Genomic DNA, 26923 nt, shown 5'->3' on the forward strand with positions numbered 1-26923 from the left:
ACTCGCCGCAAAACATACCCAAAACAAAATGGGCAGAGGCAATGAGCAGACTTATCAGCGCCCTCGTTCTCCTCATGGCGGTTGCGTCTTGCGGAGGCGGGCACAAAGCGCCGCCGCGCAATCTGGACAATGCTTGCAGCATCATCCAGCAGCGGCCTGAATACCTGAAGGCATTTCGCGCAACCCAGCGCCGCTGGGGCGTTCCAGTGCATGTGCAGATGGCCACGATTTATCACGAAAGCCGGTTTCGTGGTGATGCCCGCACGCCGCATCAGTACCTTCTGGGCGTGATCCCGATAGGCCGGCAATCAAGCGCCTATGGCTACAGCCAGGCGTTGGACGGCACTTGGGACGATTACCGCCACGACACTGGCCGCCGCCGTGCCAAGCGCGACCGGATCAGCGATGCCACCGACTTCATGGGCTGGTATATGCGCAAGAGCTTGGAGAAGAACGGCATCCCTCTTTATGATGCGCGCAACCAGTATCTGGCCTATCATGAGGGCCACTACGGCTACTCCCGAGGAAGCTACCGATCCAAAGCTTGGCTGATGCGCGTTGCAGGCCAGGTCGAGGCACGCGCACAAACCTATCAAGCACAGCTGGCAACCTGCCGCAAATTCCGGTGACCCGGGCCAAAACTGGATATTGAACGCCTCTCCCCTAACATTCAGGGGGGAGGACACAGAGTATGGAACGCAGGCTCGCTGCCATTCTGGTCGCCGATATGGCCGGATACTCCCGCCTCATGGAAGAGGACGATGAGGGCGTTTTGACGCGGCAGAAAGGCCATCGCAAGGAGCTGATCGATCCCCAGATCGCGGCACACCGCGGCCATATAGTGAAAACCACCGGTGACGGCATGCTTGTTGAGTTTGCCTCTGCGCATGATGCCGTCCGTTGCGCCCTGGCGATCCAGAAGGAGATGGCGATCCGTGAGGCGGATATGCCTGAGAAAATCAGGATCCGCTACCGGATCGGGATCAACATCGGCGATGTGGTCTTCGACGGTGCGGATATCTTCGGCGACGGCATCAATGTGGCTGCCCGGTTGGAAGGTCTTGCGGAACCCGGCGGCATTAGCATCTCTGGTATCGTGCATGAAACTGTGACTGGGCAGCTTGGGGAACGTTTCCGCGACATGGGTTCACAACGGGTCAGGAACATCTCCCGTCCAGTCCGGCTTTGGCAGTGGGTTCCCGAAGCCCGTCCCGAACGTGAACCGCCGGAAGCGGCGCTGCAGCAAAGGGTCAAGTATTGCTCCTCTCCCGATGGAACCCATTTGGCCTATACCACGATCGGTCACGGGCCGCCTGTGCTGAAGGCACCGAACTGGATCAACCATATTGAATACGAGTGGCAAAGCCCTGTGTGGGGTCAGTTTCTGGCTGAATTTGCAGGCAAATGCAGCCTGACCCGCTTTGATCAACGCGGCAACGGGCTGTCGGATTGGGAGGTGGACGAGATTTCCGAAGACCGGATGATCGACGACATGTTCACCGTTGCCAATGCCGCGGGCCTGGACCGGTTTGCCTTGTTTGGAATCAGCCAGGGCGCAGCCTTTTCCATGCGGTTCGCGGCGCAGTACCCGGAGCGGGTCAAATGCCTGATCCTGCTGGGCGGCTATGTGCGCGGACGGATGCGGCGCAAGGACCCGGAGGCGGACCGGTTCTATCAGATCGGCTACAACATGATCCGCGACGGCTGGGGATCACCCGATTCCATCTACCGGCATTTCTTCACGACCACTTACATTCCTGATGCCACTGCGGCGGAAGGTGAGTCCTTCGATGAGTTGCAGCGGCTTTCAACCAACACAAAAAATGCGCTTCGCATAGTGGAGATGAACGCGGAAATCGACGCTGCCCCTCACGCAGAAAAGGTCCGGGTCCCTACCCTTGTTTTGCATTGCGGCGGCGACCGGGCGGTGCCGGTTTCGGAAGGCCGGCTGGCGGCAAGGCTGATCCCAGGTGCCAGCTTTGTAGAACTGCCCGGCAACAATCACGGCATGGTCGGCGGGCACCCGGGATTTCAGGAATTCTTTGACGAGGCTATGCCCTTCATTCACCGCCACGCTTAACAGAGATAAGTCGCTGTTCAGCGGGACCGGCCAGTAGTCGTGAACAAGCTGGAGGACAGCTTTACGCCAGTTTCCATCGCCCCGAGAATGACGGTTGTTTTACCACCTGCGCCGTCGTGGATAACCCATTTGCGCAATTCCACGGGGCTGCCGGTGAACATCATCTCAATACTGCCATAGTCCGGATGCTCCGGGTCCTGCGCCCGCACGATGGTCGAGGTGCCGTCAAAGCTGTGCCCCACCACCATGTTGGCCCGGCCCAAGTCCACCCTGCGGTCCAGAATAATCGACAGCGGCGTCCGCTTCAGCGGGTAGGTTTCAGGCGGCTGGTTCGATTTCGGGTCGTGGATCACCACCGCACCGCCGCCGGCCACCACAGTGCCGCCTCCGTTGCCATCATATTCAAACCGCATCCGCCCTGGCCGGTGCAAATACAGTTTGCCTGTAGACAGGCTGCCATCGTCATTGATTTGCGTGAAAGGCGACGACGCCGTGGAAATCCCGTTCAGATAGCGGGAGATCTCGTTAAGGCTCAGTTTCTCTGCCGCCCAGGAAGCCGGGGCAATGAGGGTCAGCGCAAGCGCAAGTGCAATCCGTTTCATGGGCTCAACATAGGTACGCTGCTACAGAAGTGAAGATGCCGGACCTGCAAGGATCCGGCATCGGCAGTTTTTTGTCAGCTCACTGTTCGGGAACCAGAATTTCCCGTTTACCCACGTGGTTGGCTGCGGAAACGACGCCCTCGTCCTCCATCTGCTCAACAAGCCGCGCGGCCTTGTTGTAGCCGATTGCCAGCTTCCGCTGGATATAGGAGGTGGAACACTTGCGATCCTTGGTGACGATGGCAACAGCCGTGTCATAGAGGGCATCCTCGGTATCGGTATTGCCACCGGTGTTCAGGCCCAGAACCGCATCGATATTGTCGGCCTTGTCCTCATCCGGGCCATCCAGAACGCTTCCGACGTAATCCGGCGGACCGAATTGCTTGAGGTGGTTCACCACTTCCTCGACCTCTTCATCCGAACAGAACGGGCCGTGGCAGCGGGTGATCTTGGCGCCGCCCGCCATATAGAGCATGTCGCCCATGCCCAAAAGCTGTTCAGCACCCATCTCGCCCAGGATGGTGCGGCTGTCGACTTTTGAAGTGACCTGGAAGGAAATCCGGGTCGGGAAGTTTGCCTTGATAGTGCCGGTGATCACGTCGACCGAGGGGCGCTGGGTTGCCATAATCAAGTGGATGCCAGAGGCCCGCGCCATCTGCGCCAAACGCTGAATGCAGGCCTCGATCTCCTTGCCAGCAACCATCATCAGGTCGGCCATCTCATCGACGATTACAACGATATAAGGCAGTGCCTTGGGTTCGAACTCTTCGGTCTCAAACACCGGTTCGCCCGTATCGTCGTCAAAACCGGTCTGCACCGTACGGCTGAACATCTCGCCTTTGGCCAGCGCCTCTTTCACGCGGCCATTGTAGCCCGCGATATTTCGCACGCCCATCTTGGACATCTTGCGGTAGCGATCCTCCATCTCGCCCACCACCCACTTGAGGGCCACGACGGCCTTCTTCGGATCGGTCACAACGGGCGAGAGCAGATGCGGAATGCCGTCATAGACGGAAAGTTCCAGCATCTTGGGGTCGATCATGATCAGGCGGCATTCATCTGGTGTCAGCTTGTAAAGCAGCGACAGGATCATGGTGTTGATCGCCACCGACTTACCGGAGCCGGTCGTACCCGCGATCAGCAGGTGGGGCATTTTAGCGAGGTTCGCGACCATGGCGTCGCCGCCGATGTCCTTACCCAGCGCCAGCGGCAACGCATGGTTGCCGTCGCCGAAGTCGCGGGAGGACAGGATTTCGCGCAAAACCACCTTCTCGCGTTTCTCATTCGGCAGTTCGATGCCGATCACCGTGCGGCCAGGGACGGTCGAAACCCGAGCCGACAGCGCGGACATGGATCGCGCGATGTCATCCGCCAGGCCGATCACGCGGGAAGCCTTGAGGCCCGGCGCGGGCTCCAGCTCATACATGGTGACAACAGGGCCGGGGCGAACCGAGACGATTTCGCCCTTCACGCCATAGTCGTCCAGCACTGTCTCCAGCATCCGGGCGTTTTCTTCCAGCGCCTCATCACTAAGATGGTGGCGTTCGATGCTGACCGGGTTGGTCAGCAGGTTCAGCGGCGGCAGTTCAAAATCGCTGCTGCTGTCATCAAATGCCAAGTTGGGCTGGGCTTCCGCCTTGGCGCGTGCTGAAGGCTGTACCGGCTTCCGCACCGGTTTTTCCACCACCGCCTTGCGCGGCTCTGCCACTGGCAGATCAACGGTCAGCCGCGGTCCGGGAGCCTTGACTGTTTCCCGCGTATCCTGCACCGGAACCGCAACATCTGGGAGCTTTTCGGCCGGCACCTGGTCCGGCGTCAGCATCCGAGGAACCTCATCAAAGTCGCTGCGGGTGTCCTCTTCCTGCGCAGAAACATCCGGCGCCTGAGGGACAAAGGTTTCTTCCATAGGTGCCTGCCAGGACAGCGGCGGTTCTTCCGGCATCGGCGTCACTGCCATTTGCGCAGCAGTCAACGGCGGCTCGACAGGCAGGCCGTCCTGGGCCGCAGCTGGGTTGAAGATCAGCGGTGCCGGACGCTGACCGCGGCCCTTAGTCAGCGGCAGGTTCGGGTCCAGTTCCGGCGGCGTGTCCGCCGCCCGGCGAATCCGCACGGCGTTGGCAATTTTCTGTGAAATCCTGTCTTCGCCCGTGGCGCCATCGGCAAGGCTATCTTCTTCGCCCGCGTACTGCGCTTCTTCCGCATACACATCTTCTGACGCAGCACCAGCCGGCGCGGCCCGGCGGATTAGGCCCGGTACACGCGACAGCAGGCCACCCTTGGCCGGTGTTGCAAATTCTTCCCGATAAGAATCTTCTGCATAAGCGTCTTCCGGATAGTCCTCAAACATATCCGGATCAGCGCCCGCATTAGCGTAGACATCTTCATCCTCGGAACCCGCGCGTTCGGCCCGCTCCTTGCGGTAGGTCATCGCGGCCTGCAACCCACTGGAGGCACCTCGGCCAAGCAAAGCAGCAACTGCGCCATAGCCCAGAATGAGGCCTACCATTACCTTGTGCAGGCCTTTCTTCACCTCAGACCAGGTGAAGCCCAGTACCACGCAGCCGAGCGCAATCATTCCTGCCGCACTCAGAAGGGACATAATCTTGACCATGAAATGCAGGCCAACCGGCAGCAGCGCCAGCAGCGCGCCCAAGAAAGTGTAGCCAACCATGCCGCCAAGGCCGAAGTCATAATTCTGCTGCCAGCTGGTGCTGGCATTCAGGGTCTCCATGTGCAGGGCCACCACAAGCAGCCATGGCACCGACAGCAAAAGCGGCCAGACCACGCGGTCCTCGCCCCGGTGCAGCACAAAGCGCAGGCCCCAAGCCGACAAGAACAGCGGCATCGCCCAGCTTGCCTTGCCGAAAAGGGTGATCAGGATAAAGGAGACAGAAGCGCCCGGGCGGCCCAGCCAGTTCTGTACCGGCGCGTCGGTGGACACCGTCCAGTTCGGGTCCTCGGGCGTGTAAGAACCCAGCATGGCCGCAACCATCAGCCCCACCAGGATCAGGGCAATCCCGATCAGTTCCTTGCCACGCTTTTCAATGGCCGCCTGCATATTGCTGTCGAGCAGCGGATCGCGGCTGCGGGTTTGAAATGCCATGCCTACCTCAGTTCCGTTTCATTTGCCCCTGCCCCGCTGTTCACCGCGGGGTCACGGGCCTGTCCGTTCTTGGTTTTGGCTGCACGGCCCCCAGCCAAGGGCCGCTCAGCAGAATTCAGTAAAGACAGCCGCGCAGCGTGCTCAACGCTTTGCGGGTGTCCTCAGCAGGGGCGACCAGCGCCACCCGGATGTAAGTCTCGCCCGGGTTCTGGCCGGTCGCGCCTTGCGCCAGATAAGCGCCGGGCAGCACCCGCACCCCGGTTTCCTTCCACAGCTTCAGCGCGGCCTGCTCGCCGTTTTCCACCGGAAGCCAAAGGAAGAAGCCCGCCTCGGGCGCCATGTAGCCGTTGAGGCCGTCAAAGACCTCATCCGCAATTTTGTATTTTTCCTGATAGAGCGCACGGTTCTCCGCCACATGCGTCTCATCCGCCCAGACCCTGGCAGCGGCGGCCTGCAAGGGCGCTGGCAGAGGAGCACCTGAATAGGCCCGCAGCTGTTTAACCCGCTTAATGGTCTCCGGTCCGCCTGCAATCATCCCGGAGCGCAGCCCCGGCAAGTTCGAACGCTTTGAGAGCGAGTTGAACAGCACCACCCGCTCGGGATCGGCGCCCAGTTCCTGCGCAACGGTCAGCGCTCCCACGGGAGCTTCATCGCGGTAGATCTCGGAGTAGCATTCATCCGCAAAGATGCGGAAATCATACTTGTCGGCCAGCTGAATCAACCGTTTCCAGTATGCACCTGAGGCCACTGCACCCTGTGGATTCGCGGGAGAGCAGATGTAGGCCACGGCGGTTCGGTTCAGTATTTCCTCTGGCAGGTTCTCATAGTCCGGTAAATGACCTGTTGCCGCGGTCGCGGGGACAAACACAGGCTCTGCCCCAACGGAAATCGTCGCCACCATATAGACTTGGTAGAAGGGGTTCGGGATCAGCACTACGGGCTTTTTCCCGTTCTTCTGCTCCGGGCACAGCGCCATGGCGGCATTGTATAGCCCCTCGCGGGTGCCGTTCAGCGCCATGACCTGCGTTTCGGGGTCAGCGGTCACACCATAGCGGCGGCTGATCCAGTCCGAAATCGCACCGCGCAGTTCCGGCGTGCCGTCGTTGTTGGGGTATTGGTTAAACCCGGCGGCATTTTCTGCGATGACATCGGTGACCCAGGCCGGAAACGCATGTTTCGGCTCGCCAATGGTCATATGCACCACATCCCCGCCAGGGGTGTGATGATCCAATAACGCCCGCAGGCGCGGAAACGCATAGGCTGGCAGGTTCGAAAACCGCTCAGGAAAATCCATATCTTATGCCTCGGTCACGGGATCATTGGCGCCCCGTTTGCGCCTCAGGTTACAGGGGGCGGGCGGACGCGTCCACCCGGTGATGCGGCCGATGGGCCGAATGTGGCTTTCAGGCCAAGGCAGCCTCGATCGCGGCGCCGGTGCGCAGCAGGGCTTCCTCGCAGTCCGGCTGCCCCAGCACCTGCAGCCCGCAGCTGGGGGTGCCGGTGGGCAGCGACAGGCCGCACAGCCCCATCAGGTTGCCGATCCGGGTGTTACGCAGCGCCATCAGGTTGGACTGGATGTAATAGTCGTGGTCGCTCTGCAGCCGGTCCAAATTGGGCGGCAGAATGGGCGAGACAGGGCTGACGATCGCTTCAAATCCGACCACCGCCTGATCCCAGGCCATCCGGCACTGCTCCAGCTTGGCCCAGGCCGCAACATAGTCCGGGCCGCTGAACTGCGCACCGGAGCGGAAGCGTTCCAGGATCTCCGCGTACATCAGCTGCGGAGACGCCTCGATCACGTCCTTCCACAATCCATAGGCCTCTGTCGTGTAGAGAATAGGGCTGAGGCCCATCGCCTCGTCCAGCGCAGGCACCTCCAGCGGCACGATCTCTGCCCCGGCGTTCCTCAGCCTCTGCAGCGTTTCGCAGTGGGCGGCGGCAACTGTTGGATCGAGATCGTCCTGCGCCACATTCTGGAGATCGGCGAAACGGCGGCCCTTAAGGGAGCCAGGATTGCGCAGGTCAGGACCCGCAGTCCCTTCCAGAACGCCCAGCAGCAACCCGGCATCTTCGACTGACCGGGCCAGCGGACCGATGGTGTCGAACTTCAGGCACAGGGGCACGACGCCCTCCAGCGTGATCCGGCCTGAGGTTGTCTTAAGCCCAACAAGATTATTCCACGCAGAGGGAATGCGGACAGAACCGCCCGTATCAGAACCTATGCCGCCCGCCGCCAGCCCATAAGCCACAGAGGCTGCCGCGCCGGAGGACGACCCTCCTGGAGCGGCGTCTTGGTCGTTCACACAGGGCGGTGTTTCCTTGACCGGGTTGAAGCCCAGACCAGAGAACGCCAGCTCGCTCATGTGGGTTTTGCCGAGGCAGACCGTGCCCATGAGGGTTGCATTGGACAGAACGGCCGCATCTTGATCCGGCACCCGTCCTTTCAAGAGGTCAGAGCCGGATTCGGTTGCTGTATCTGCGCTGTCGAACAGGTCTTTCCAGCTGATCGGCACCCCATCCAAGAGCGAGCGGCGCAAACCCAAACGGGCACGCTGCTCAGCCGCTTCCGCCTCCGCCAGCGCGCGGTCATGGGTCACCTGCGTGTAGATCCGGTCTTTCAGGGGATGCGCGTCGATAGCATCCAAATAGCAGCGCGTCAGTGCCACCGGGCCGATTTCACCGGCCGCAATCCCGCGTCCCAGATTGGCGGCACTCATCGTCAGCCAGTCTTGCATCAGCATCTCTCCCCTTAGCAGTTGCCGGTGACGGTAGCGGCAGCGGGACGCAGGCACAATCCCGCGCTTCCTGCATGGACAATCCCGCCAGCAGGCGCATATTGCGGGGCATGAAAAATACGTCCGATATCCTGATCGTAGGCGGCGGGCTGAATGGTCCGGCCCTGGCCCTGGCCCTGGCTCAGACCGGCCACAGCGTTACCGTGGTCGACTCGCTGACTCCAGACAAATTGGCCGACAAGTGTTTCGACGGCCGCGGCTATGCGCTGGCGCTGGCCTCGCAGCGGCTGCTGCAGCAGACCGGTGTCTGGCAGCATGTCGGGGACAACGCGCAGCCCATGCTGGAGATCAAGGTAACGGACGGCCACGCGGGCCACGGGCCATCGCCGTTCTTCATCCACTTCGATCACGCCGAGCTGGAAGAAGGCCCGATGGGATACATGGTTGAAGACCGCTTCCTGCGCCGCGCCTTCCTGCAGGCGATGGAGGATGCGCCCGGGATTACTTTGGTATCGGGCCGCACAGTTGTCGGACAGGCGCCGGATCAGACCGGCGTGACAGTCACTCTGGATGACGGCGGAGAGCTGCGCGGCCAAGTGCTCGTCGGCTCCGACGGGCGCCGCAGCGGCACCGCGCAACGGGCGGGGATCAAGCGCACAGGTTGGGACTATGGCCAGACCGCGCTGGTCTGCGCCATCGACCATGAAAAACCGCACCACGGCATTGCCCACCAGTTCTTCATGCCGCCCGGGCCGCTGGCGATTCTGCCGCTGCCAGGCAACCGGTCGTCTATTGTGTGGAGCGAACGGACCGAAACCGCCAAGGCGATCCACGCGTTGGACGACGCGGATTACATCCAGGCGCTGCGGCCCCGGTTCGGCGATTTCCTGGGGGAGATTTCCCTGGCGGGAAAACGCTTCACCTACCCGTTGAACCTGACCATCGCCAACAGTTTCATCGGCGACCGGATAGCGCTGATCGGCGACGCCGCGCACGGGATGCACCCGATTGCGGGTCAGGGGCTGAACGCGGGCCTGCGCGATGTTGGTGCGCTGGCTGAGGTGATCACCGAAGCCACCCGGCGCGGCGAGGACATCGGTTCCTCTCTGGTGATGGAGCGCTACCAGCAATGGCGCCGCTTCGACACTGCCTCTCTGGCTGCGGCGACAGACGTGTTCAACCGCCTGTTCTCAAACGACAACCCGCTGCTGCGGCTGGGCCGGGATATCGGCATGGGACTTGCGGGCGCGGTCCCCGGCTTGCGCCGCGGTTTTGTGCGCGAGGCAGCGGGCTTGACCGGTGATCTGCCGAAGCTTCTGAAAGGGCAGGCGATTTAAGGGGAATTGGGGCCGCTGGCCGGATCAGTCCAGCTCGCGCGCCTCATCCACCAGCATCACCGGGATGCCGTTGCGGATCGGGAAGGCCAGATTGGCTGCACGCGAAACCAGTTCCTGCGCCTGAGCATCATACTCCAGCACGGCCTGGGTCAGCGGGCAGACAAGTGCTTCCAGCATCCGCCGGTCAAAGGCAGGCGCCTGTGTCTCGGTCATTGCAGGGTTTCCTCCTGAGAGCCGCCGCGCAGGGCAAACTCGATCAAAGTGACAAGTGTTTCCCGCCTTGTGGCAAGGCAAGGCGCCTCAAGCAAGGCCTGTTTGTCCTCAGGGTCGAATTCCAGCAGCATCGCCAGCGAGTTGATCAGCAATTCGTCATCCGCATCCTTCAGCGCTTCCCAGTCCGTGGACAGGCTGCGGGCTGAAAAGAAGCGCTCCAAAAGATCCAGAAAGGAGGGCCGGTCCAAGGTTTCATCCGCCTCGCAGCGGCCCAGATCCCTGTCAAACCCCGCCCAGCTGACGTCACAGCGCCGGTAAGGCGTAAACCCATTGGCCTCCCGGGTGATCCGGAACCGGGAAACTCCCGACAGCGTGACAAGATACCGCCCGTCCTCAGTTTCAGAGAACTGGGTAACACGCCCGGCGCAACCAATGTTATGGAGGTCTTCTCCGTTGCCGTGAGGCGGGGGGCAGGGCTGGACCATGCCGATCAGCCTCTGCCGCGTTTTCAGCGTGTCTTCAAACATTTGCAGATACCGAGGCTCAAAGATGTGCAGCGGCAGGCGTGACCGGGGCAACAATAGCGCCCCGGGCAAGGGAAACACGGCAATCGTGTCCGGCAGATCGGCAGGCTGGATCATGGGACAGAGTGTAGTGCTACCCCGGTTTTAGGCAAATATCATTGAGCTGAGCTTGCGGCGTCCGTTCAGCACCACCGGGTCATTCGGTTTCAACGCATCAAAAATGGTGAACAGCTGCGTCTTTGCGGCACCGTCATTCCACTCGCGGTCGCGGCGGAACAGCTCCAGAAGCTCTGTCACGGCAGCCTCAGCATCGCCTGCCGCATGCAGTGCCTGTGCCAGTTCGAAACGGGCTTGCAGATCGTCCGGGCTGGCATCCACTGCGGCGCGCAGTTCGGCCACTGGTCCGGCATTTTCTGCCTGCCGTGCCAGTTCGATCTGGGCATGGGCTGCTTCAATTTCTGCTGCAGTGGAAATTTCCGCGGGTGCGCCGTTCAGCACCGCCTCTGCCTGATCCAGATCACCCAGCGCGATGTGGGCGCGGGCCAGACCGCCATAGGCGGCAGCATTCTTGTCATCCTCACCCAGAATAGCTGCGAAGGTCTGGGCCGCATCCGCCACCGCGCCTTCGGCCAGCATCTGCTCCGCCGCTTCCAGCGCCTTTCCTAGACCGCCATCGGCAGTGCCGCCTGCGGCTTCGATCACCTTCTTCACAAAGGCATCAATTTCGGACGCCGGCAGCGCGCCCTGGAACATGTCGATGGGGCGGCCCTGCACGAAGGCCACAACTGTCGGGATCGACTGCAGTGGCAAGCCCTGCTGAGCCAGCGCCTGGGCCAAGCGCTGGTTCTCATCCACGTTGATCTTGGCCATAGTGGCCGCACCCTTAGCTTTGGTAACTGCAGCCTCCAGCATCGGGCCGAGGGTCTTACACGGGCCGCACCACGGCGCCCAGAAGTCCACGATTACGGGGGCCTTCATGGATGCGTCTACGACATCCTGCATAAAGGTGGCTTCGGTCACGTCTTTGATCAGGTCATCCGCCGGTGCGGCATTGCCAAGAATTTCGCTCATCAGTTTGTTCTCCGCTAGGAACTTGCCCCCTATATGGAATCCTGCGCGCCGGAAACCAAGAGAGGAGTTTGCCGATGGTCAGCCGCAAGTTTGATATCTTCGCTGCATCAGAGCGGTTGATGAAGATGGATGACGCCGCTTGGGCGCGGCACGCAAACCCGTGGAGCGTCTACAGCCGGATGTCGGTACTGCCACTGATGACACTTGCCGTCTGGTCCAGAGTCTGGCTGGGCTGGGGTGCTCTGCTGCCGGTTCTGCTGGTGCTGGCGTGGATTTGGTGGAACCCGCGCGCCTTTTCCCGGCCTGCCGGCACGGACAATTGGGCCTCTCGCGGCACATTCGGCGAACGGGTATTTCTAAACCGGAAACACGTCCCTATTCCGCCCCATCACGAAAAGTGGGCAAAGGGTCTCGCCTTGGCTTCAGGCGCCGGCGTGATTCCTTGGGTTCACGGCCTGTGGGCTTTGAACCCGGGAACCGCTCTGGCCGGGCTGGTTTTGATGCTTGGCGGCAAGCTGTGGTTCGTGGACCGGATGGCCTGGCTGTATCAGGACATGCAGGATAAACATCCCGACTACGCACGATGGCTGCGCTGACCCAGACTGCTTACGCCCCCGCTGAAGGAGCGGCACAGAACGTCAGCGCAGTACCATGCCCAACTGTCACAGATCGAAGGTTGCAAAAACCGGAGCATGGTCGCTGGGCTTTTCCCAACCGCGGGCAGTTCGCAAAATTCGGCTGGAGTGGGCTGCGTTGCTGATATCAGGTGTCGCCCAGACGTGGTCGAGCCTGCGCCCTTTGTCGGCGGCATCCCAATCCTTGGCCCGGTAGCTCCACCAGCTGTAAAGACGTCCATCGGGGATATCTGCCCGCGTTACATCCGACCAGCCGCCCGCCTCCATAACTTCAGCAAAATGCTCGACCTCAATCGGGGTGTGGCTCACAACTTTCAAAAGCTTCTTGTGGTCCCAGACATCATCCTCGCGCGGGGCGATATTGAGATCGCCAACCAGGATGGACTTCTCAGGCTTCTCCGCGTGGAACCAGTCGCGCATGTCCGTGAGGTAATCCAGTTTCTGGCCGAATTTTTCGTTCTGCTCCCTGTCCGGCACATCGCCGCCCGCAGGCACATAGAAATTGTGGATAACCACTCCGTTCTCCAGCCGGCCCGCAACGTGGCGGGCATGGCCGAGACCGGCAAAATCCTTGTCGCCGGCATCCTCGATCGGCAGCCGAGACAGGATCGCGACACCATTGTAGCCCTTCTGGCCACGGGCAATCATGTGCGTATATCCCAACGCCGCAAAACCCTCCATCGGGATCTTCTCCACCGGGCTCTTGCACTCTTGAAGACACAGCACATCCGGCCCTTCCTCCTGCAAAAGCTTCTGCACAATCGGCTCGCGCAGGCGGACAGAGTTGATGTTCCAGGTGGCAAGAGTAAATGGCATCGCGCGCCTCGTCATGTGATCCGGGTTCAGCGGCGATACTGCCTGCGCGGGGCTGGAAGCGCCAGAGACGTTTTGCAGGCAGCCCTTACAAAAAAGGCCGGGCAGGCAGCCCGGCCAAGTCCAACAGGGAGGTGCATATCGTGACCCGGATATGCGCGGGTTCGGGGTTACTCTAAATATGAACCTCAGGTCCCTCTTTGATCTGGCTCAACGCCAGCCGCATCAGGCAACTAAGCGGTAGCCGCCAGATTCTGTCACCAGCAGGCGTGCATTCGAGGGATCAGGCTCAATTTTCTGCCGCAGGCGGTAGATGTGTGTTTCCAGCGTATGGGTCGTCACGCCTGCGTTATACCCCCAGACTTCATGCAGCAGCACATCGCGCGGCACCACCCCGTCGCTGGAGCGGTACAGAAACTTGAGAATATTGGTTTCCTTCTCCGTCAGCCGGATCTTGCGCTCATCCTCTGTGATCAAGAGCTTCATCGAGGGCTTGAACGTATATGGGCCAAGCGCAAAGACAGCATCCTCTGACTGCTCGTGCTGGCGCAGCTGTGCCCGGATTCTGGCCAAAAGCACAGGAAACTTGAAGGGCTTGGAGACATAGTCGTTTGCGCCAGCATCCAGACCCAGGATCGTGTCCGCATCAGTGTCGTGGCCGGTCAGCATCAGGATCGGCGCTTTTACGCCTTGCTTGCGCATCAGGCGGCACAACTCGCGCCCGTCAGTATCGGGCAGGCCGACATCCAGGATAATCAGGTCGTACAGGGCTTCCTTCGCACGCTCCATCGCGCTTTGACCATTCTCGGCCTCGAACACATCGAAGTCTTCGGTCATCACCAGTTGCTCGCTCAAGGCCTCGCGCAGGTCCTCGTCGTCATCAACCAGCAGAATTTTCTTCAGTTGCGCCATCGGCTCGCCCTCCTGTTCTCCTGACCACACATGCGCATCCCTTGCGCCCGCGGCAAGATTTGCTGCAAAACTCTCACGCCGACGTGTCCATGGCATGGAAAATGTTTCACATCCGTTGCATTTAGGCGTAAAGACAGCGAGCTTCTGTTACAAAATAACACCAGGACCCCCGCATGAGCCTGATGCCCACCATGATCGAACTGCTGGCCCGCGCCCGGGTCGATCTGCGCATGGGTCTTCCGGTAGTATTGACGGACGGCCGCGAGGCTGCGCTGGCAATTGCAGTGGAAGCTTTGACTGAGACGCGCCTGTCTGACATGCGGTCTTTGGGCCCGTTGTCTTTGGCGCTAACGGCCCGCCGGGCGGAAACGCTGAAGGCGCGGGTTTACGACGAGGACACCGCCCGTGTATGCGTCCCGGAGACCGAAGGGCTGAACTGGATCCTGGCCCTGGCAGACCCGGCAGATGATCTGAACACGCCAATGAAAGGCCCGCTGTCCAGCCAGCGCGGCGGCAGCGCGGACCTGCACCGGCTGGCGATTGCCCTAGCGAAATCCGCCCGCCTTTTGCCTGCTGCCGCGCTGGTGCCCATCAGTGATCCGTCGGCCTTTGCTGCATCCCACGGCCTGACCGCCGTTTCACGACTGGCAGCTGAACCGCTGCTGAGCGAAAGCTCTCCGCTGCATCCGGTAGCAGCAGCCCGCTTGCCGATGACGGCCGCCGAAGCTGGCAGGCTCCATATCTTCCGCCCTGAAGATGGCGCTGAGGAGCACTATGCGGTGGAAATTGGCCGCCCCGACCGCAGCAAACCGGTGCTCGCCCGGCTCCATTCCGCCTGTTTCACCGGCGACGTTCTGGGGTCCCTCAAATGCGACTGCGGTCCGCAGCTGCACGGCGCACTGGCACAGATGGGCACCGAAGGCGCAGGCGTACTTTTGTACCTCAACCAGGAGGGCCGCGGCATCGGCTTGGCCAATAAGATGCGGGCCTATTCGCTGCAGGATCAGGGCTTTGACACAGTGGAAGCCAACCACCGACTGGGCTTTGAGGATGACGAGCGGGATTTCCGGCTGGGCGCGGCCATCCTGAAGAAGATGGGCTTTTCACAGGTGAAGCTGCTAACCAATAACCCGAACAAGATCGCCATGATGGAGAAAACGGGCATTCAGGTGGCCGAACGGGTGCCGCTGAAAGTTGGTGAAAATGCCCATAACCAGCATTACCTTGCCACTAAAGCCCGCAAGTCAGGACACATGCTGTAATGACTCCTGCGGATCTTGTCCTGACCCGGGCCGGCGTCCGGTTTATGGGCCGTGTATTGCCCTGCGCAATCGGTAAGGGCGGGCTGTCAGGCAACAAGCGTGAAGGCGACGGCGCAACGCCGGTCGGCACGCACAGAATCGCTGCAATGTTCTACCGCCCGGATCGCTTGTCCCGGCCGGCGCAATGGGCAAAACCCATCGGTCCCAGGGATTTATGGTCGGATGATCCCCGCCATTGCAGCTACAATCTGCAAGTGCGGGCTCCCTACGGTTTCAGTCATGAAAAACTGCGCAGGGCAGATCCGCTGTACGATCTGGTTCTGATTACCGACTGGAACTGGCCGGATGCCATTCCAGGCAGAGGGTCGGCCATTTTCATCCATCAGTGGCGCCGCCCCGGTTACCCCACCGAAGGGTGTGTCGCCTTTTCCAGACAGGACCTCCATTGGCTCGCCGCCCGGGTTCAAATTGGCACACGGGTCATAGTTCCAGAACTGGCCGGGACTTGAAGCAACCCCGGCCTTTCAATGTCTTGGCAAAAGTGTTCTGAGAACTTTTATAACTCAGTAGGTGCGGTCGCCGAAAATTGCCGACCCGACCCGAACGTGCGTTGCACCAAGGGCAATTGCTGACTCGAAATCTCCACTCATACCCATCGAGAGACCTTGCAAGCCGTTGCGCTCGGCGATCTTGGCCAGCAGCGCGAAATGCAGACTCGGCTCTTCATCCACCGGCGGGATGCACATCAAGCCTTTAACCGGCAAGTCCAGCGTGCGGCACTCGGAGATAAATGAATCTGCATCGGCCGGCATCACGCCAGCCTTCTGCTCTTCTTCGCCGGTATTCACCTGCACAAAAAGGTCCGGGCATTTCCCCAGTTCCTGCGCCAGCCGGGCGATTGTATTGGCCAGCTTTGGACGGTCCACTGAATGAATGCTGTTGAACAGCTCCATCGCCTGGCGCGCCTTGTTGGTTTGCAAGGGGCCGATCAGGTGCAGATCAATTCCGTCGAACTGCTCGGCGAACCCCGGCCATTTTCCGGCCGCTTCCTGCACCTTGTTCTCGCCAAAGCAACGATGGCCTTCCTCCAGCACCGCCTGCACCCGCTCGTTCGGCTGCACCTTGGACACCGCAATCAGCTGCACGCTGCCCGGAGCGCGCCCTGCCTTGCTCTCGGCCTTGGCAATTCTGGATTTAATCTCTGCAAGCGGCATGGGTCCGGCCTCATCACTGTTTGGCCGCAAAAAACACTGTTTGGCTGGAAATGTTAAGGGGCAAAAGAAAAGGGCGGATCCCGAAGGAACCCGCCCCGAAAGTCACGCTAGGCGTGCTTCAGCTTAGAAGCTGAAGTGCAGACCTGCCTGCAGGGAGTTTTCGTTGGTCGCAGCTGCGGTCTGAACGTAGCCAGCAACGAAGGTCACGCCGCCGCCGAGGTCATACTCGTAGTTGATGCCGAAGGCGGTGCCGTCGGTGCGGTCCATGCCGGCAACAACGTCGGTTTCGATGTCAGTGGAGTTCACCCAAGCAACGATGGTCGAGGCTGCGCCGATTTCAGCTTCACCCGCCAGAGTCACAGAGTCAGCTGTTTCGGTGGTGCCGTAGGACAGAGTTGCGCCGAACTGGCCGAAGTCACCGCCGACAGCAAAGAAGCCCATGCCGTCACCGGAGCTCTCGGTGGCACCGGAAGCTTTGGTCACAATGGCGCCATTGTCTTCGGACTGGTACGCACCGGTCACGAAGTAGTCACCGAAGGAGTAGCTCAGCATGATTGCGGTGCGCTCCAGGCCCTGTGCGGAACCGGCAACGGTGCCGCCGTTGGACTGCGAGTAGGACACATGGCCGGTGAAGCCGCCAGCGGAGTAGATGGCTTCAATGCCGTTACGGCCGGCACCTGCGGAGGTGAAGGTATCCCAGTTGAAGTTGTTACCGATGGCCAGGGAGTTGAAGCCCATGCCGTCGATGCCGGTGCCAACGGAGGTGGTGTTCAGGTACAGACCCGGTGCGGAGTCGATCGCGCCCCAGATGTTGCCAACGTTCACACGCAGGCCGCCGTATGCGACGTGGAACTGCGGTGCGGACCATGCTGCGGTGCCCGGAGTGCCGTCACGGCTTTCAGCCTGGGCACGGATACGGCCGCCAACGGTCACGCCGCCGTCGGTTTCGGTCGACGCGTCGAACTGCAGACGGAAACGGCTGGTGATGTTGGTGTCGGAACGGCCGGCAACAACGTCGTTTGCTTCGTTCCAGTCCAGACCAAAGCGGCCATAGCCGGACACTTTGACTTCTGCCGCGGCCATGCCTGCGGTGGCGATCAGCGCGGTAGTCGCGAAGAGAACCTTTTTCATGTTTTTCCCTCGGTTTTCTAATCCTATGCCCAAACCGGGGAATCCGGCGTGGGTATGCCAAGGGGTTTCGCTCTTTCACCCCCGTTTTGGCAAGGCTTGGGAAAGTCAGGTGAAACGATGCGGTCCGGGATGGTGCAGCTTTGCCACAGTCCGCCCCGTTCGAGCGCCGGAAACGGCCCTGATCCGCACGCAAGCAAGCTGGTTAACCCGAAAATGCCTCACAGGAGCAGAGTCATAGAAGCCAAAGCCCTTGCTCAGCCGGCGCGGCTTGCGTTAGGTGTTCGCGCAGAAATTGGCTCCGGGAGCGGTTATGAAATACGGAAAGACCCTGCGGGTAACAGTGATCAGCGCGATCTGTCTCAGCCTCGCGGCTTGCGGCGGCCGGGGCGGAAAAGCACCAGCAAGCACGGCCCGGACAACTAGCCACAAGGAAGAGGTGCAGGGTGCTGCCACCAAGTCCTCCGTCTTTGACTTTCTGAATGCCAAGCCGGACCAGACTGTGCAGGTGAACCGCTACCTTTGGACGGCCAGCCTGGATGTGCTGAGCTTCCTTCCGGTGCAGTCGGTTGATCCATTCACTGGTGTCATCGTGACTGGCTATGGCACCCCGCCTGGCGGCGGCCGCTCCTATCGGGCGACGATCCATATCAAGGACCCGGCTTTGGACGCGCGTTCCCTGAATGTCGCGCTGCAGTCCAAGGGCGGTCCGGTCAGCGCCAGCACCACTCGCGCTGTCGAGGACGCGATTCTGTCCCGCGCGCGCCAGCTGCGGATTGCAGACAAGAAACTCTGACCCCGCGCCCTCTGGAAACGCCAGCCAAACCCCATTATCAGAAGCGCCGGGCCCGAAGCCCGGCGTTTTCATGCAAAGGACAGCTCTGATGCCGCGTTACATAGCTCCTGAAATCGAAGCACGATGGCAGAAGGCCTGGGACGAGGCCGGAATATTCCAGGCGAAGCGTACCGGCGGCAAGCCCAAGTATTATGTGCTGGAGATGTTCCCCTATCCGTCGGGCAAGCTGCACATGGGCCATGTGCGCAACTACACGATGGGCGACGTGATCGCGCGTTACAAGCTGTCCACCGGCCATAACGTACTGCACCCGATGGGGTTTGACGCCTTCGGCATGCCGGCAGAAAACGCCGCGATGGCCTCTGGCGGGCACCCCAAGGACTGGACCTATTCGAACATCGACACGATGGTCGAGCAGATGAAACCGCTGGGCCTTTCCCTGGACTGGTCCCGCATGTTCGCAACTTGCGATCCGGAGTATTACGGCCAGCAGCAGGCGCTGTTCCTCGACTTCCTGGAAAAGGGCCTTGTCTACCGCAAGAATGCGGTGGTGAACTGGGACCCCATCGACATGACCGTGCTTGCCAACGAGCAGGTCGAGAACGGCCGCGGCTGGCGGTCCGGCGCTCTGGTGGAGCGGCGCGAGCTCACCCAATGGTTCTTCAAGATTTCCGATTTCTCCGAAGAACTGCTGTCAGCGCTGGACAGCTTGGAGAACTGGCCCGCCAAGGTCCGCCTGATGCAGGAAAACTGGATCGGCAAATCGCGCGGGTTGCAGTTCTCGTTTGAGCGCACTGATGGCGGCGAGCCGATTGAAGTCTATACCACCCGCCCCGACACACTGAATGGTGCGTCTTTTGTTGGCATTTCTCCTGATCACCCGATTGCCAAGACGCTGGAGGCCGACTCGGACGAGGTTGCCGCGTTTGTCGCCGAGTGCCGCAAGGGCGGCACCACTGAGGAAGCCATCGAGACCGCCGAGAAACTGGGCTATGACACCGGCATCCGTGTGAAGCATCCGCTGAACCCGGAGTGGGAACTGCCGGTTTGGATCGCCAACTTCATCCTGATGGATTACGGCACCGGTGCGATCTTTGCCTGCCCGGCGCATGACCAGCGCGACCTGGATTTCTGCCGTAAGTATGATCTGCCGGTCGTCGACGCGTTCTTTGCGCTGGACAACGGCACACCTGTCGAAACTGAAGCCTTTGTACCGGCGAAAACCGAAAAGGTGCGGTGGGTTGATCACTTTGCGGGTCTGACCGAGGCCACCGGCGAAGAGGCGATCAACGCCACTGTCGATTTCGCCGAAAAGGCCGGCTGGGGCCAGGGCGTCACCAAATACCGCCTGCGTGACTGGGGCCTGAGCCGCCAGCGCTATTGGGGCTGCCCGATTCCGGTAGTTCATTGCGAAGACTGCGGCGTGGTGCCGGAAAAGAAAGAGAACCTGCCGATCGCACTGCCCTATGACGAAGACGGCAAGGCCATTGATTTCTCAGTGCCCGGCAACCCGCTGGACCGCCACCCGACTTGGCGCAACTGCGCCTGCCCGTCCTGCGGCAAGCCTGCGCAACGCGAAACAGACACCATGGACACTTTCGTCGATTCCTCCTGGTATTTCGCCCGTTTCACCGCTCCGCGCGCAGAAACCCCCACCGACATGGCCGAGGCCGAATACTGGATGAACGTCGACCAGTACATCGGCGGCATCGAGCACGCGATTCTGCACCTTCTCTATTCGCGCTTCTTTGCCCGCGCGATGCAGATCTGCGGTCACCTGCCGGAGAAATCCATCGAGCCGTTTGATGCGCTGTTTACGCAGGGCATGGTGACCCACGCAATCTACAAGACCACCGGTTCAAACCACCGCCCGGTCTACCACTACCCCGAGGAAGTGGAGCTGCGCGACGGCAAGGGCTTCCTAAAGGACGGCACAGAGGTAGAAATCATACCCTCCGCCAAGATGTCCAAGTCCAAGAACAACGTGGTGGACCCGCTGCACATCATCTCGTCCTTCGGTGCTGACACCGCGCGCTGGTTTGTACTGTCTGATTCCCCGCCCGAGCGTGACGTGGAATGGACCGCAGCAGGCGCTGAGGCGGCCTACAAGCACCTAAACCGGGTCTGGAACCTGTGCGACCGTATTGGGGAGATGGACCCGGAAGCGGCTGGTGAAGGCGACCAAGAATTGCTGCGCGAGATGCACAAGTGCATCCGGGACGTGACCCTGGGTGTTGATTCCTTCGGTTTCAACGCTGCAATTGCCAAGCTCTATGCCTTCACCAACACGCTCGCCAAATCCAAAGCCAGCGCCAAGATTCAAAAACAAGCGATCATGACGCTTGCGCAGCTGATGTCGCCAATGACCCCGCACCTGGCGGAGGACATTTGGAACCATCAGGGCGGCGAGGGCCTTTGCGCCACCGCGCCTTGGCCTGTTGCCGACGAATCGATGCTGGTCGAGAACACAGTCACCCTGCCGATCCAGATCAACGGCAAACGCCGCGGCGAAATCGAAGTCGCCAAGGATCTGGACAAAGCCGAGGTTGAAAAACTTGCACTGGCACACGAAGCTGTGCAGAAGGCGCTGAATGGCGCCGCGCCGAAAAAGGTAATTGTGGTGCCAGGCCGGATTGTGAATGTCGTTGCTTAACTGCAGAACCCTGCTGCTGGCCCTGCCCCTGGTGGCAGCGGCCTGCGGCTTCACTCCGGTTTACGCCCCCGGCGGAACCGGGGCAGAACTGCATGACAATATCGAAGTGCAGGCACCGGAAGAAATCAAAGGCGCAAGCGGCTCTGATGCCTATTTTCTCGTGCAGAACCTGGAACAACGGCTCGGCCGCGGCAGTGGTGCCGCGTACAAGCTGGACCTGACACTCAGCACCCGGGAAGAGGGGCAAGCGATCACAGCGGACAATGAGATCACCCGGTATTCGGTGATCGGCACCGCAGCGTATTCGCTGACCCGTCTTTCGGATGGCAAGGTCACCTCCAGCGGCACAGTTCGGAACTTCACCGGTTACTCTGCTACCGGTTCCACCGTGGAAACACTGGCCGGGGAACGGGATGCGCATGAACGGCTTATGGCCGTACTGGCCGATCAGATCACCGCACAGATCCTGGCAACCGCGGATCTCTCCGCTGCGGCTGAATGAAGCTCTCACCACGCGAAGCGGACGGCTATTTCGCCAAGCCGGATCCGGGCAAGACCGGCATCCTGATCTATGGCGCCGACGCAATGCGCGTGTCCTTGAAGCGGCAGCAGGTGCTGGCGGCGTTGCTTGGCCCCGGCGCAGAAGAAGAAATGCGCCTGACGCGCCTGCCCGGCAGCGACCTGCGCAAAGATCCGGCGCAATTGCTGGACGCGGTCAAGGCGGTCGGGTTCTTTCCCGGTGTCCGTGCGGTGTTTGTCGAGGGCGCAAATGACACAGCCACCCCCGCAATCACTGCAGCGCTTGAAGAATGGCAGCTCGGCGACGCCCAGATCGTGGTTACGGCAGGCCAGCTGAAAGCGTCCTCCAAGCTGCGCAAGGCGTTTGAGGGCCACAGCAACGCCTATGCGGTTGGCATTTACGACGACCCGCCTTCGCGTGCCGAGATCGAACGCATTCTGGGCGAGGCTGGCATCCGCGACGTGCCCGGCGACAGCATGTCGGCGCTGACCGACATCGCCAATGACATCGGCCCCGGCGACTTTTCCCGCATGATCGAGAAGCTGGCGCTTTACAAGCACGGCGACAGCAGCCCGCTGTCACTGGACGACATCGGCGCCGTGGCCCCGCAATCAACCGAAGCTGCGCTGGATGACGTGCTCAATGTGGTGGCTGAGGGCCGCAGCCCCGAAATCGGACCGCTGATCCGCCGTCTGCAGGCGCAGGGCACCAACGCCGTAACCCTCTGCATTGGTGCCACCCGGCATTTCCGCACGCTTTACACCATTGCCTCGGCACCCGGCGGCCCGGCCCAGGGCATCGGCCAGCTGCGCCCGCCGCTTTATGGCAAACGCCGCGACCGGATGCTGCGGCAGGCGCAAAACTGGGGCGCAAACCGGTTGGAAACAGCGCTGACGATCATTACCGACACCGATCTGGCGCTGCGCTCTGCCGGGCAGACTGCCCCAGCGCTGGCATTGATGGAACGCGCCCTGATCCGGCTTGCCATGCTCAGCCGCGCCCGCTGAGCTGCCAACGCTCCGTCCTGCTTGATCCTCCCGCTGTTGCTGCCCATCTTGGACGGGAACCAACAGGAGAAGAATGATGTATACGGTCATTGGCACCCCTCTCACCCGCACTTTCCGGGTGCTGTGGGCGCTCGAGGAGCTTGGGCAGCCCTATCAGCTGAACCTGCATGGGCCCCGCAGCCCTGAAGTGCAGGCGCTGAATGTCTCGGGCAAGGTGCCAGTGCTTCAGGCTGAAGGTGAAGTTATCACCGATTCCACAGCCATTCTTACCTACTTGTCTGACAAACACGGCGCGCTGACGGCTCCTGCGGGAACGATTGCGCGCGCAAGACAGGACGCAATGACCCATCTCCTGCTGGACGAGATCGACGCCGTTCTTTGGGCCGCGGCCCGGCACAGCTTCATCCTGCCTGAGGAGCAGCGGGTGCCGGAAGTGAAAGGCAGCCTGAAGTGGGAATTCGCCCACAACCTGGCCCGTCTCGAAGACAAAATGGCCGGCCCCTTCCTGATGGGGGAAGAGTTCACCATCGCCGATATCATCTGCACCCATTGCCTGAACTGGGCGCGCAGCGCCAAGTTTCCGGTCGAGGGTGAAAAGCTGCAGGACTACGGCAAACGGATGCGGGAACGCCCTGCGTTTCAGCGGGTTGCGGCACTGGCCAAATAATCCGCAGCCCCCCGCCCCGCCCAGCGCCCAGTCGCCAGGCAGGCGGTCAGCAAATAACCGCCCGTCGGGGCTTCCCAATCAAGCATCTCCCCGGCGCAGAAAGTTCCGGGGATTTGTTTCAGCATCAGGTTGCCATCCACAGCATCGCGGCTAACGCCGCCCGCGGTCGAAATCGCCTCGTCCATCGGGCGCAAACCTGCGTGTTTCACCGGCAGCGCCTTGATCAACCGCGCCAGTGCCGCTGGCTCTTGCGGCAGCGGTCGCCCGAATTCCTGCAGCAGCGCCACAGCTGACGGAGCCAGCTTCAAGGTCTTGCGCAGGTGGTTCGTGAAACTCGCCTTGCCACGCTGGCGCGACAGGCGGCGGGCGATTTCCGCCTCTTCCAGATCCGGAAACAGATCCATATGCAGCACCGCACCCTCCCGCACTGCGGCACAGACGGAATAGATGCCGCCGCCCTCCAGCCCGCGCTGCGAAATTACCGCTTCACCGCGCGAAACCTGGCCACCCGCCCGCAGCGCAATCCCTTTAAGCGGCTGGCCGAATTGCGGTGCCATATGCCTGGACCACTCCACCAGCAGCCCGGCATTGGCAGGCTTGAATAGCGAAACTTCTACTGATCGTTCCTGCAACAGCGGCCGCCACGCCCCGTCCGACCCCAGCCGCGCCCAGCTTGCGCCGCCAAGCGCAAGAACGGTAGCGCCTGCCTCAATCCGCACCGAACCACTTGGTGTTTCAAATACAAGAGCCGCGCCGTCCCAACCGGCCCAGCGCCAGCGGGTACGAATCTGCACGCCATACCCGCCCAAGCGCCCCAGCCAGGCCCGCAAAAGCGGCGATGCTTTCATCACCGTCGGGAACACCCGGCCGGTGGAGCCGGTGAACAGCGCGCTCCCCAGCTCCTGCGCCCAGGCCTGTACTGCCTGCGCATCAAAGGCCTGGATCATCGGCGCCAGCCAGTCCGCGGCCTCTCCATAAGATGCAATCAGCTGCTCGAAAGGCTCGTCCTTGGTCAAATTCAGACCGGATTTGCCCGCCATCAGGAACTTTCGGGCAGCTGACGGCTTGGCCTCAGCCACCAGCACCCGGTGCCCGGCGCGGCCCAGTTCTTCGGCAGCCATCAGCCCGGCTGGCCCGGCTCCGATCACCACAGCGTCCCACGCCTCTGTCATGCCATCCCCTTGCCAGCCCTTGCCGCCGACGTGTCTAGTGCCCGCACGAAACCAGCTGAGGCCTGTGCATGTCTGATCCGAACTGCCCGCTGTGCGGCCGCCCAATCCCAAAGGGCGCGCCGCAAAGCCTGCACCATCTGATCCCAAAACTGAAAGGAGGCAAGGGCGGACCAACCGTTCTGCTGCATGACATCTGCCATCGCGAGATTCACGCCACGCTGACCGAGGCGGAGCTGGCCCGCGACTTCAACACTCCGGAAGCGCTGCAGGCCCACCCCCGGCTGGCGAAATTCATCGCCTGGATCCGGAAACGCCCGCCCGAATTCCGCTCCCGCGTGCCCGGCAAACGGCGCAAGCGCTAACTGACCTCAACCCCCATGAAGGCCGGGCTGTCGCGAAACTGCGCCCCGGGAATGTGCTGGAACTCCAGCGTTGTATAGGAGCGCCGCCACAGCCATTCCCGGTTCGCCACGGACTGCAGATCCGGGTTTGGCGGCGTTTCTTCGGTAAAGGCAAGGAAATGCAAGTCAAATCCGAACTCCGCTACATCCTGAACTGACAAGAGTTTCATGTCGGCACGCAAGGCAAGCTCAGCCGCGATGTCTCCGGTCCGCAAAGTGATCTGCCCGACATGCGCACCGCCGCCCAGCGGAAGCGCCGGATCACCAGCGCCGTCTGGCCGGTTGCCTTGGAAATCATGCTGCAGGAGTTCTACCGAAAATCCTTCGGGATCGTGCAGATGCGCCATATAGCCAATGTCGCGGAACTGATGCGGCGCTGACACCTCAATGCCCTTTTGCCGCAGGTGTTCACACGCAATGTCCAGATCGGGCAGGCAAATACCGATCTTCCAGTACCGTTCATCGCGCGTATGCGGAGCCCGTGTGCCGCCAGGCAGCAATACCAGATCCGCATCCTCACCCGCATACCCGGCCCGCCAGGTCTCACCTTCAACCCGCGCTTCCATGCCAAACACATCCGCATAAAATGCAGCCAACCGCTCAGGGTCTTCGACCTGCAACTGAAGTCCGGACAGCCGCTTCACCGGCACATCCTAAGGATCCCGGCCGCAATTTCCGGTTTGGCCTCCAGCGAGTGTGCCAGCATGTCCTCCGCCGTTTCCAGCAAGGCCTCAGGCTCCACAATCCGGTCTACGAGGCCGTAGTCGTATGCCTCCTGCGCGATGATCTTCTGCCCGGCCGCCAGGATCACCTTGGTCCGGGCAGGCCCGATCAGTGCTGCCATCCGGCCCGCGTCCGAAGGCTGTGGCAAATAGCCAAGCTTCATCACAGGGTAGAAGAATTTGGCCGACGGCACCGCAATGCGGATATCGCAAGCCAGCACCATGCCATTGGCGCCGCCCGCCAAGGTACCGTTCAGTGCAGCCACCTTAAGGCAGGGAACAGCAGCCATTGCCGCCGACAGCCGCTCCCATACCGGCGAGGTCGCCAGGCCCGCCCGCGCTTCGTCCAGGTCGGCCCCGGCGCTGAACACCTTGCCGGTTCCGGTCAGGATCAGCCCGCGGGCCTCCTGCGCGCGTTCGGCGATTTCCGCCAGTTCCGTCAGCATCGCTTCTGTCAGCGAGTTCGCCTTGTCCGGCCGGTTGATGGTAACAGTCCACAGACCGTTTTCCGCGATCTCCAGCCCGATCATACCAGGCCCACCCGTTGGCGGATGCTGTCTTCTCGCAGAGAGACTTCCTGACCTATGCAGTCATCCGCATCCGGTCTGCACATCCACATTAGGGTCCGGGCCGGCCATTCAGCCGGAATATGATCCTCCCAGTCCAGCTCGCTCACCGGGTTGATGCCGCTGGCCTTGATCTCGCGCTGCATTTGGGTCGCGACTGTACCCGGCGACAGGCCCATGGCTCGGATGCCATTGCCGCGTTCTTCCAGGTCGAGCGCAGAGGTCAGCATCGCCGCGCCTGCCTTCGACGAACAATAGGCACTCCACCCCTCCAAAGGCCGGTGCGCGGCGCCCGAGCTGACGGTAATTATGGTCCCGCCGCCCGCCGGCTTCATCAGCGGCAGCGCGGCCCGCATCCCGTTGAACACACCTTTCAGATTAATGTCGATCAGCTTACCCCAATCTTCAGGCGAAGCGTCCTCCAGCCTGGCAATCGGTTCAATTACACCCGCGTTGTTGATCAGAACGTCCAGGCTGCCGAATTCCTGATTTGCCTTGCCCAATGCGGCCTCCACGGAAGCGTAATCAGAAACGTCGCATGCAAATGTCAGCACATTTTTGCCGATCTCATCCGCAAGGTCCTGCAGTGCGCCCGCACTCCTTGCCAGCAATGCCAGATTGGCGCCAGCAGCGGCAAAAACACGGGCCGCATCCGCCCCGATGCCGCGGCTGGCGCCTGTAATTGCAACTGTTTTTCCGTTGAATTCCATGCCCGCAACCTCCAAGTGACTGATAACCCAAGTGGTAAAGCGGTTAGGGGGAACGGTCCAGCCCAAGGCCCCCTTGACGG

Annotated in this window: 27 protein-coding genes; 12 read left to right on the forward strand and 15 right to left on the reverse strand. The window is 61.3% G+C overall.

All coding sequences use genetic code 11. From position 1 onward, the window contains the following. Nucleotides 1-41 precede the first annotated feature (41 nt). Both RA21_RS06455 and RA21_RS06460 read left to right on the forward strand, forming a co-directional pair. A complete protein-coding gene (locus RA21_RS06455; RefSeq protein WP_019297637.1) occupies nucleotides 42-629 on the forward strand; it encodes a transglycosylase SLT domain-containing protein in 588 nt (195 codons plus the stop codon). A gap of 62 nt (nucleotides 630-691) precedes the next feature. After that, nucleotides 692-2080 (forward strand): alpha/beta fold hydrolase, encoded by a 1389-nt coding sequence (locus tag RA21_RS06460; protein WP_019297636.1) that lies wholly within the window; start codon nucleotides 692-694, stop codon nucleotides 2078-2080. Between the two features lie 17 nt (nucleotides 2081-2097). Here the strand turns inward: RA21_RS06460 and RA21_RS06465 are convergent, their stop codons facing one another. The 4 genes from RA21_RS06465 to RA21_RS06480 all read right to left on the reverse strand — a co-directional run bounded on the left by RA21_RS06465 (nucleotide 2098) and on the right by RA21_RS06480 (nucleotide 8520). Further along, entirely contained in the window at nucleotides 2098-2682 is a 585-nt protein-coding gene (locus RA21_RS06465; protein ID WP_039147426.1) for a LolA family protein, read from the reverse strand. 79 nt (nucleotides 2683-2761) lie between these two features. Beyond that, nucleotides 2762-5785 carry a DNA translocase FtsK gene (locus RA21_RS06470; RefSeq protein WP_039147429.1) on the reverse strand — a complete coding sequence of 1008 codons (3024 nt, stop codon included), beginning with the start codon at nucleotides 5783-5785 and terminating at the stop codon, nucleotides 2762-2764. Nucleotides 5786-5900: 115 nt separating this feature from the next. Further along, the gene (locus RA21_RS06475) at nucleotides 5901-7079 is read right to left on the reverse strand and encodes an aminotransferase class I/II-fold pyridoxal phosphate-dependent enzyme (protein WP_019297633.1); all 1179 of its coding nucleotides are present in this window, start codon (nucleotides 7077-7079) and stop codon (nucleotides 5901-5903) included. 109 nt (nucleotides 7080-7188) lie between these two features. Beyond that, entirely contained in the window at nucleotides 7189-8520 is a 1332-nt protein-coding gene (locus tag RA21_RS06480; RefSeq protein WP_039147797.1) for an amidase, read from the reverse strand. A 110-nt stretch (nucleotides 8521-8630) separates the two neighbouring features. Between RA21_RS06480 and RA21_RS06485 the strand changes: the two genes are divergently transcribed. After that, nucleotides 8631-9857, forward strand: coding sequence for an FAD-dependent monooxygenase (locus RA21_RS06485; RefSeq protein ID WP_039147433.1), 1227 nt, complete (start codon nucleotides 8631-8633; stop codon nucleotides 9855-9857). A gap of 24 nt (nucleotides 9858-9881) precedes the next feature. Here the strand turns inward: RA21_RS06485 and RA21_RS06490 are convergent, their stop codons facing one another. The 3 genes from RA21_RS06490 to RA21_RS06500 are packed head-to-tail and all read right to left on the reverse strand — an operon-like array spanning nucleotide 9882 to nucleotide 11665. Next, nucleotides 9882-10070 carry a Trm112 family protein gene (locus RA21_RS06490; protein ID WP_029204960.1) on the reverse strand — a complete coding sequence of 63 codons (189 nt, stop codon included), beginning with the start codon at nucleotides 10068-10070 and terminating at the stop codon, nucleotides 9882-9884. Then, a complete protein-coding gene (locus tag RA21_RS06495; RefSeq protein WP_019297629.1) occupies nucleotides 10067-10711 on the reverse strand; it encodes an LON peptidase substrate-binding domain-containing protein in 645 nt (214 codons plus the stop codon). The genes RA21_RS06490 and RA21_RS06495 overlap by 4 nt, the downstream gene beginning before the upstream one ends. A 27-nt stretch (nucleotides 10712-10738) precedes the next feature. Further along, entirely contained in the window at nucleotides 10739-11665 is a 927-nt protein-coding gene (locus RA21_RS06500) for a tetratricopeptide repeat protein (RefSeq protein ID WP_039147434.1), read from the reverse strand. Nucleotides 11666-11739: 74 nt separating this feature from the next. Here RA21_RS06500 and RA21_RS06505 point away from each other — a divergent pair, with 74 nt between their 5' ends. Beyond that, on the forward strand, nucleotides 11740-12261 hold the full coding sequence (locus tag RA21_RS06505) for a DUF6653 family protein (protein WP_039147435.1): 522 nt from the start codon (nucleotides 11740-11742) through the stop codon (nucleotides 12259-12261). A gap of 66 nt (nucleotides 12262-12327) precedes the next feature. On the opposite strand, the gene RA21_RS06510 is transcribed toward RA21_RS06505, so the two are convergent. Further along, a complete protein-coding gene (locus RA21_RS06510) occupies nucleotides 12328-13116 on the reverse strand; it encodes an exodeoxyribonuclease III (protein ID WP_019297626.1) in 789 nt (262 codons plus the stop codon). Between the two features lie 222 nt (nucleotides 13117-13338). Beyond that, nucleotides 13339-14025, reverse strand: coding sequence for a response regulator transcription factor (locus tag RA21_RS06515; protein ID WP_019297625.1), 687 nt, complete (start codon nucleotides 14023-14025; stop codon nucleotides 13339-13341). A gap of 173 nt (nucleotides 14026-14198) precedes the next feature. Here RA21_RS06515 and ribA point away from each other — a divergent pair, with 173 nt between their 5' ends. Both ribA and RA21_RS06525 read left to right on the forward strand, forming a co-directional pair. Then, nucleotides 14199-15287, forward strand: coding sequence for a GTP cyclohydrolase II (gene ribA / locus RA21_RS06520; protein WP_019297624.1), 1089 nt, complete (start codon nucleotides 14199-14201; stop codon nucleotides 15285-15287). Beyond that, nucleotides 15287-15796: a L,D-transpeptidase family protein gene (locus RA21_RS06525; protein ID WP_039147436.1), complete on the forward strand. Its 510-nt coding sequence runs from the start codon at nucleotides 15287-15289 to the stop codon at nucleotides 15794-15796. Before ribA ends, RA21_RS06525 begins: the two co-directional genes overlap by 1 nt. A gap of 54 nt (nucleotides 15797-15850) precedes the next feature. On the opposite strand, the gene RA21_RS06530 is transcribed toward RA21_RS06525, so the two are convergent. Together RA21_RS06530 and RA21_RS06535 are read right to left on the reverse strand one after the other, a co-directional pair. Continuing rightward, complete coding sequence (locus RA21_RS06530; protein WP_039147437.1) at nucleotides 15851-16501, reverse strand: YggS family pyridoxal phosphate-dependent enzyme; 651 nt, start codon at nucleotides 16499-16501, stop codon at nucleotides 15851-15853. Nucleotides 16502-16624: 123 nt separating this feature from the next. Then, nucleotides 16625-17632: a porin gene (locus tag RA21_RS06535; RefSeq protein ID WP_039147439.1), complete on the reverse strand. Its 1008-nt coding sequence runs from the start codon at nucleotides 17630-17632 to the stop codon at nucleotides 16625-16627. Nucleotides 17633-17942: 310 nt separating this feature from the next. Here RA21_RS06535 and RA21_RS06540 point away from each other — a divergent pair, with 310 nt between their 5' ends. The 5 genes from RA21_RS06540 to RA21_RS06560 all read left to right on the forward strand — a co-directional run bounded on the left by RA21_RS06540 (nucleotide 17943) and on the right by RA21_RS06560 (nucleotide 23272). Continuing rightward, entirely contained in the window at nucleotides 17943-18425 is a 483-nt protein-coding gene (locus RA21_RS06540) for a DUF3576 domain-containing protein (protein WP_039147440.1), read from the forward strand. An 88-nt stretch (nucleotides 18426-18513) separates the two neighbouring features. After that, entirely contained in the window at nucleotides 18514-21078 is a 2565-nt protein-coding gene (gene leuS, locus RA21_RS06545) for a leucine--tRNA ligase (RefSeq protein WP_039147441.1), read from the forward strand. Then, the gene (gene lptE, locus RA21_RS06550; protein WP_039147444.1) at nucleotides 21065-21580 is read left to right on the forward strand and encodes an LPS assembly lipoprotein LptE; all 516 of its coding nucleotides are present in this window, start codon (nucleotides 21065-21067) and stop codon (nucleotides 21578-21580) included. Before leuS ends, lptE begins: the two co-directional genes overlap by 14 nt. Beyond that, nucleotides 21577-22605 (forward strand): DNA polymerase III subunit delta, encoded by a 1029-nt coding sequence (gene holA / locus RA21_RS06555; RefSeq protein WP_039147446.1) that lies wholly within the window; start codon nucleotides 21577-21579, stop codon nucleotides 22603-22605. Before lptE ends, holA begins: the two co-directional genes overlap by 4 nt. Before the next feature lie 76 nt (nucleotides 22606-22681). Beyond that, nucleotides 22682-23272, forward strand: coding sequence for a glutathione S-transferase family protein (locus tag RA21_RS06560; RefSeq protein ID WP_039147799.1), 591 nt, complete (start codon nucleotides 22682-22684; stop codon nucleotides 23270-23272). Here RA21_RS06560 and RA21_RS06565 read toward each other — a convergent pair. Then, a complete protein-coding gene (locus RA21_RS06565; RefSeq protein ID WP_039147447.1) occupies nucleotides 23245-24444 on the reverse strand; it encodes a TIGR03862 family flavoprotein in 1200 nt (399 codons plus the stop codon). The two genes, RA21_RS06560 and RA21_RS06565, sit on opposite strands and share 28 nt — an antisense overlap. A 68-nt stretch (nucleotides 24445-24512) precedes the next feature. Here RA21_RS06565 and RA21_RS06570 point away from each other — a divergent pair, with 68 nt between their 5' ends. Next, nucleotides 24513-24806, forward strand: coding sequence for an HNH endonuclease (locus RA21_RS06570; protein ID WP_019297614.1), 294 nt, complete (start codon nucleotides 24513-24515; stop codon nucleotides 24804-24806). Here RA21_RS06570 and RA21_RS06575 read toward each other — a convergent pair. Genes RA21_RS06575 through RA21_RS06585 form a run of 3 tightly spaced genes read right to left on the reverse strand, consistent with a single transcriptional unit; the run spans nucleotide 24803 to nucleotide 26843 of the window. After that, nucleotides 24803-25489, reverse strand: a complete 687-nt coding sequence (locus tag RA21_RS06575) for a VOC family protein (protein WP_039147802.1) — start codon at nucleotides 25487-25489, stop codon at nucleotides 24803-24805. The genes RA21_RS06570 and RA21_RS06575 overlap by 4 nt on opposite strands. Then, the gene (locus RA21_RS06580) at nucleotides 25486-26097 is read right to left on the reverse strand and encodes an enoyl-CoA hydratase/isomerase family protein (RefSeq protein ID WP_019297612.1); all 612 of its coding nucleotides are present in this window, start codon (nucleotides 26095-26097) and stop codon (nucleotides 25486-25488) included. Before RA21_RS06580 ends, RA21_RS06575 begins: the two co-directional genes overlap by 4 nt. Continuing rightward, entirely contained in the window at nucleotides 26094-26843 is a 750-nt protein-coding gene (locus RA21_RS06585; protein WP_039147803.1) for an SDR family oxidoreductase, read from the reverse strand. Before RA21_RS06585 ends, RA21_RS06580 begins: the two co-directional genes overlap by 4 nt. Between the last annotated feature and the right edge of the window lie 80 nt (nucleotides 26844-26923).

It is taken from the genome of Leisingera sp. ANG-DT (assembly GCF_000813785.1).
Lineage (GTDB): Bacteria > Pseudomonadota > Alphaproteobacteria > Rhodobacterales > Rhodobacteraceae > Leisingera.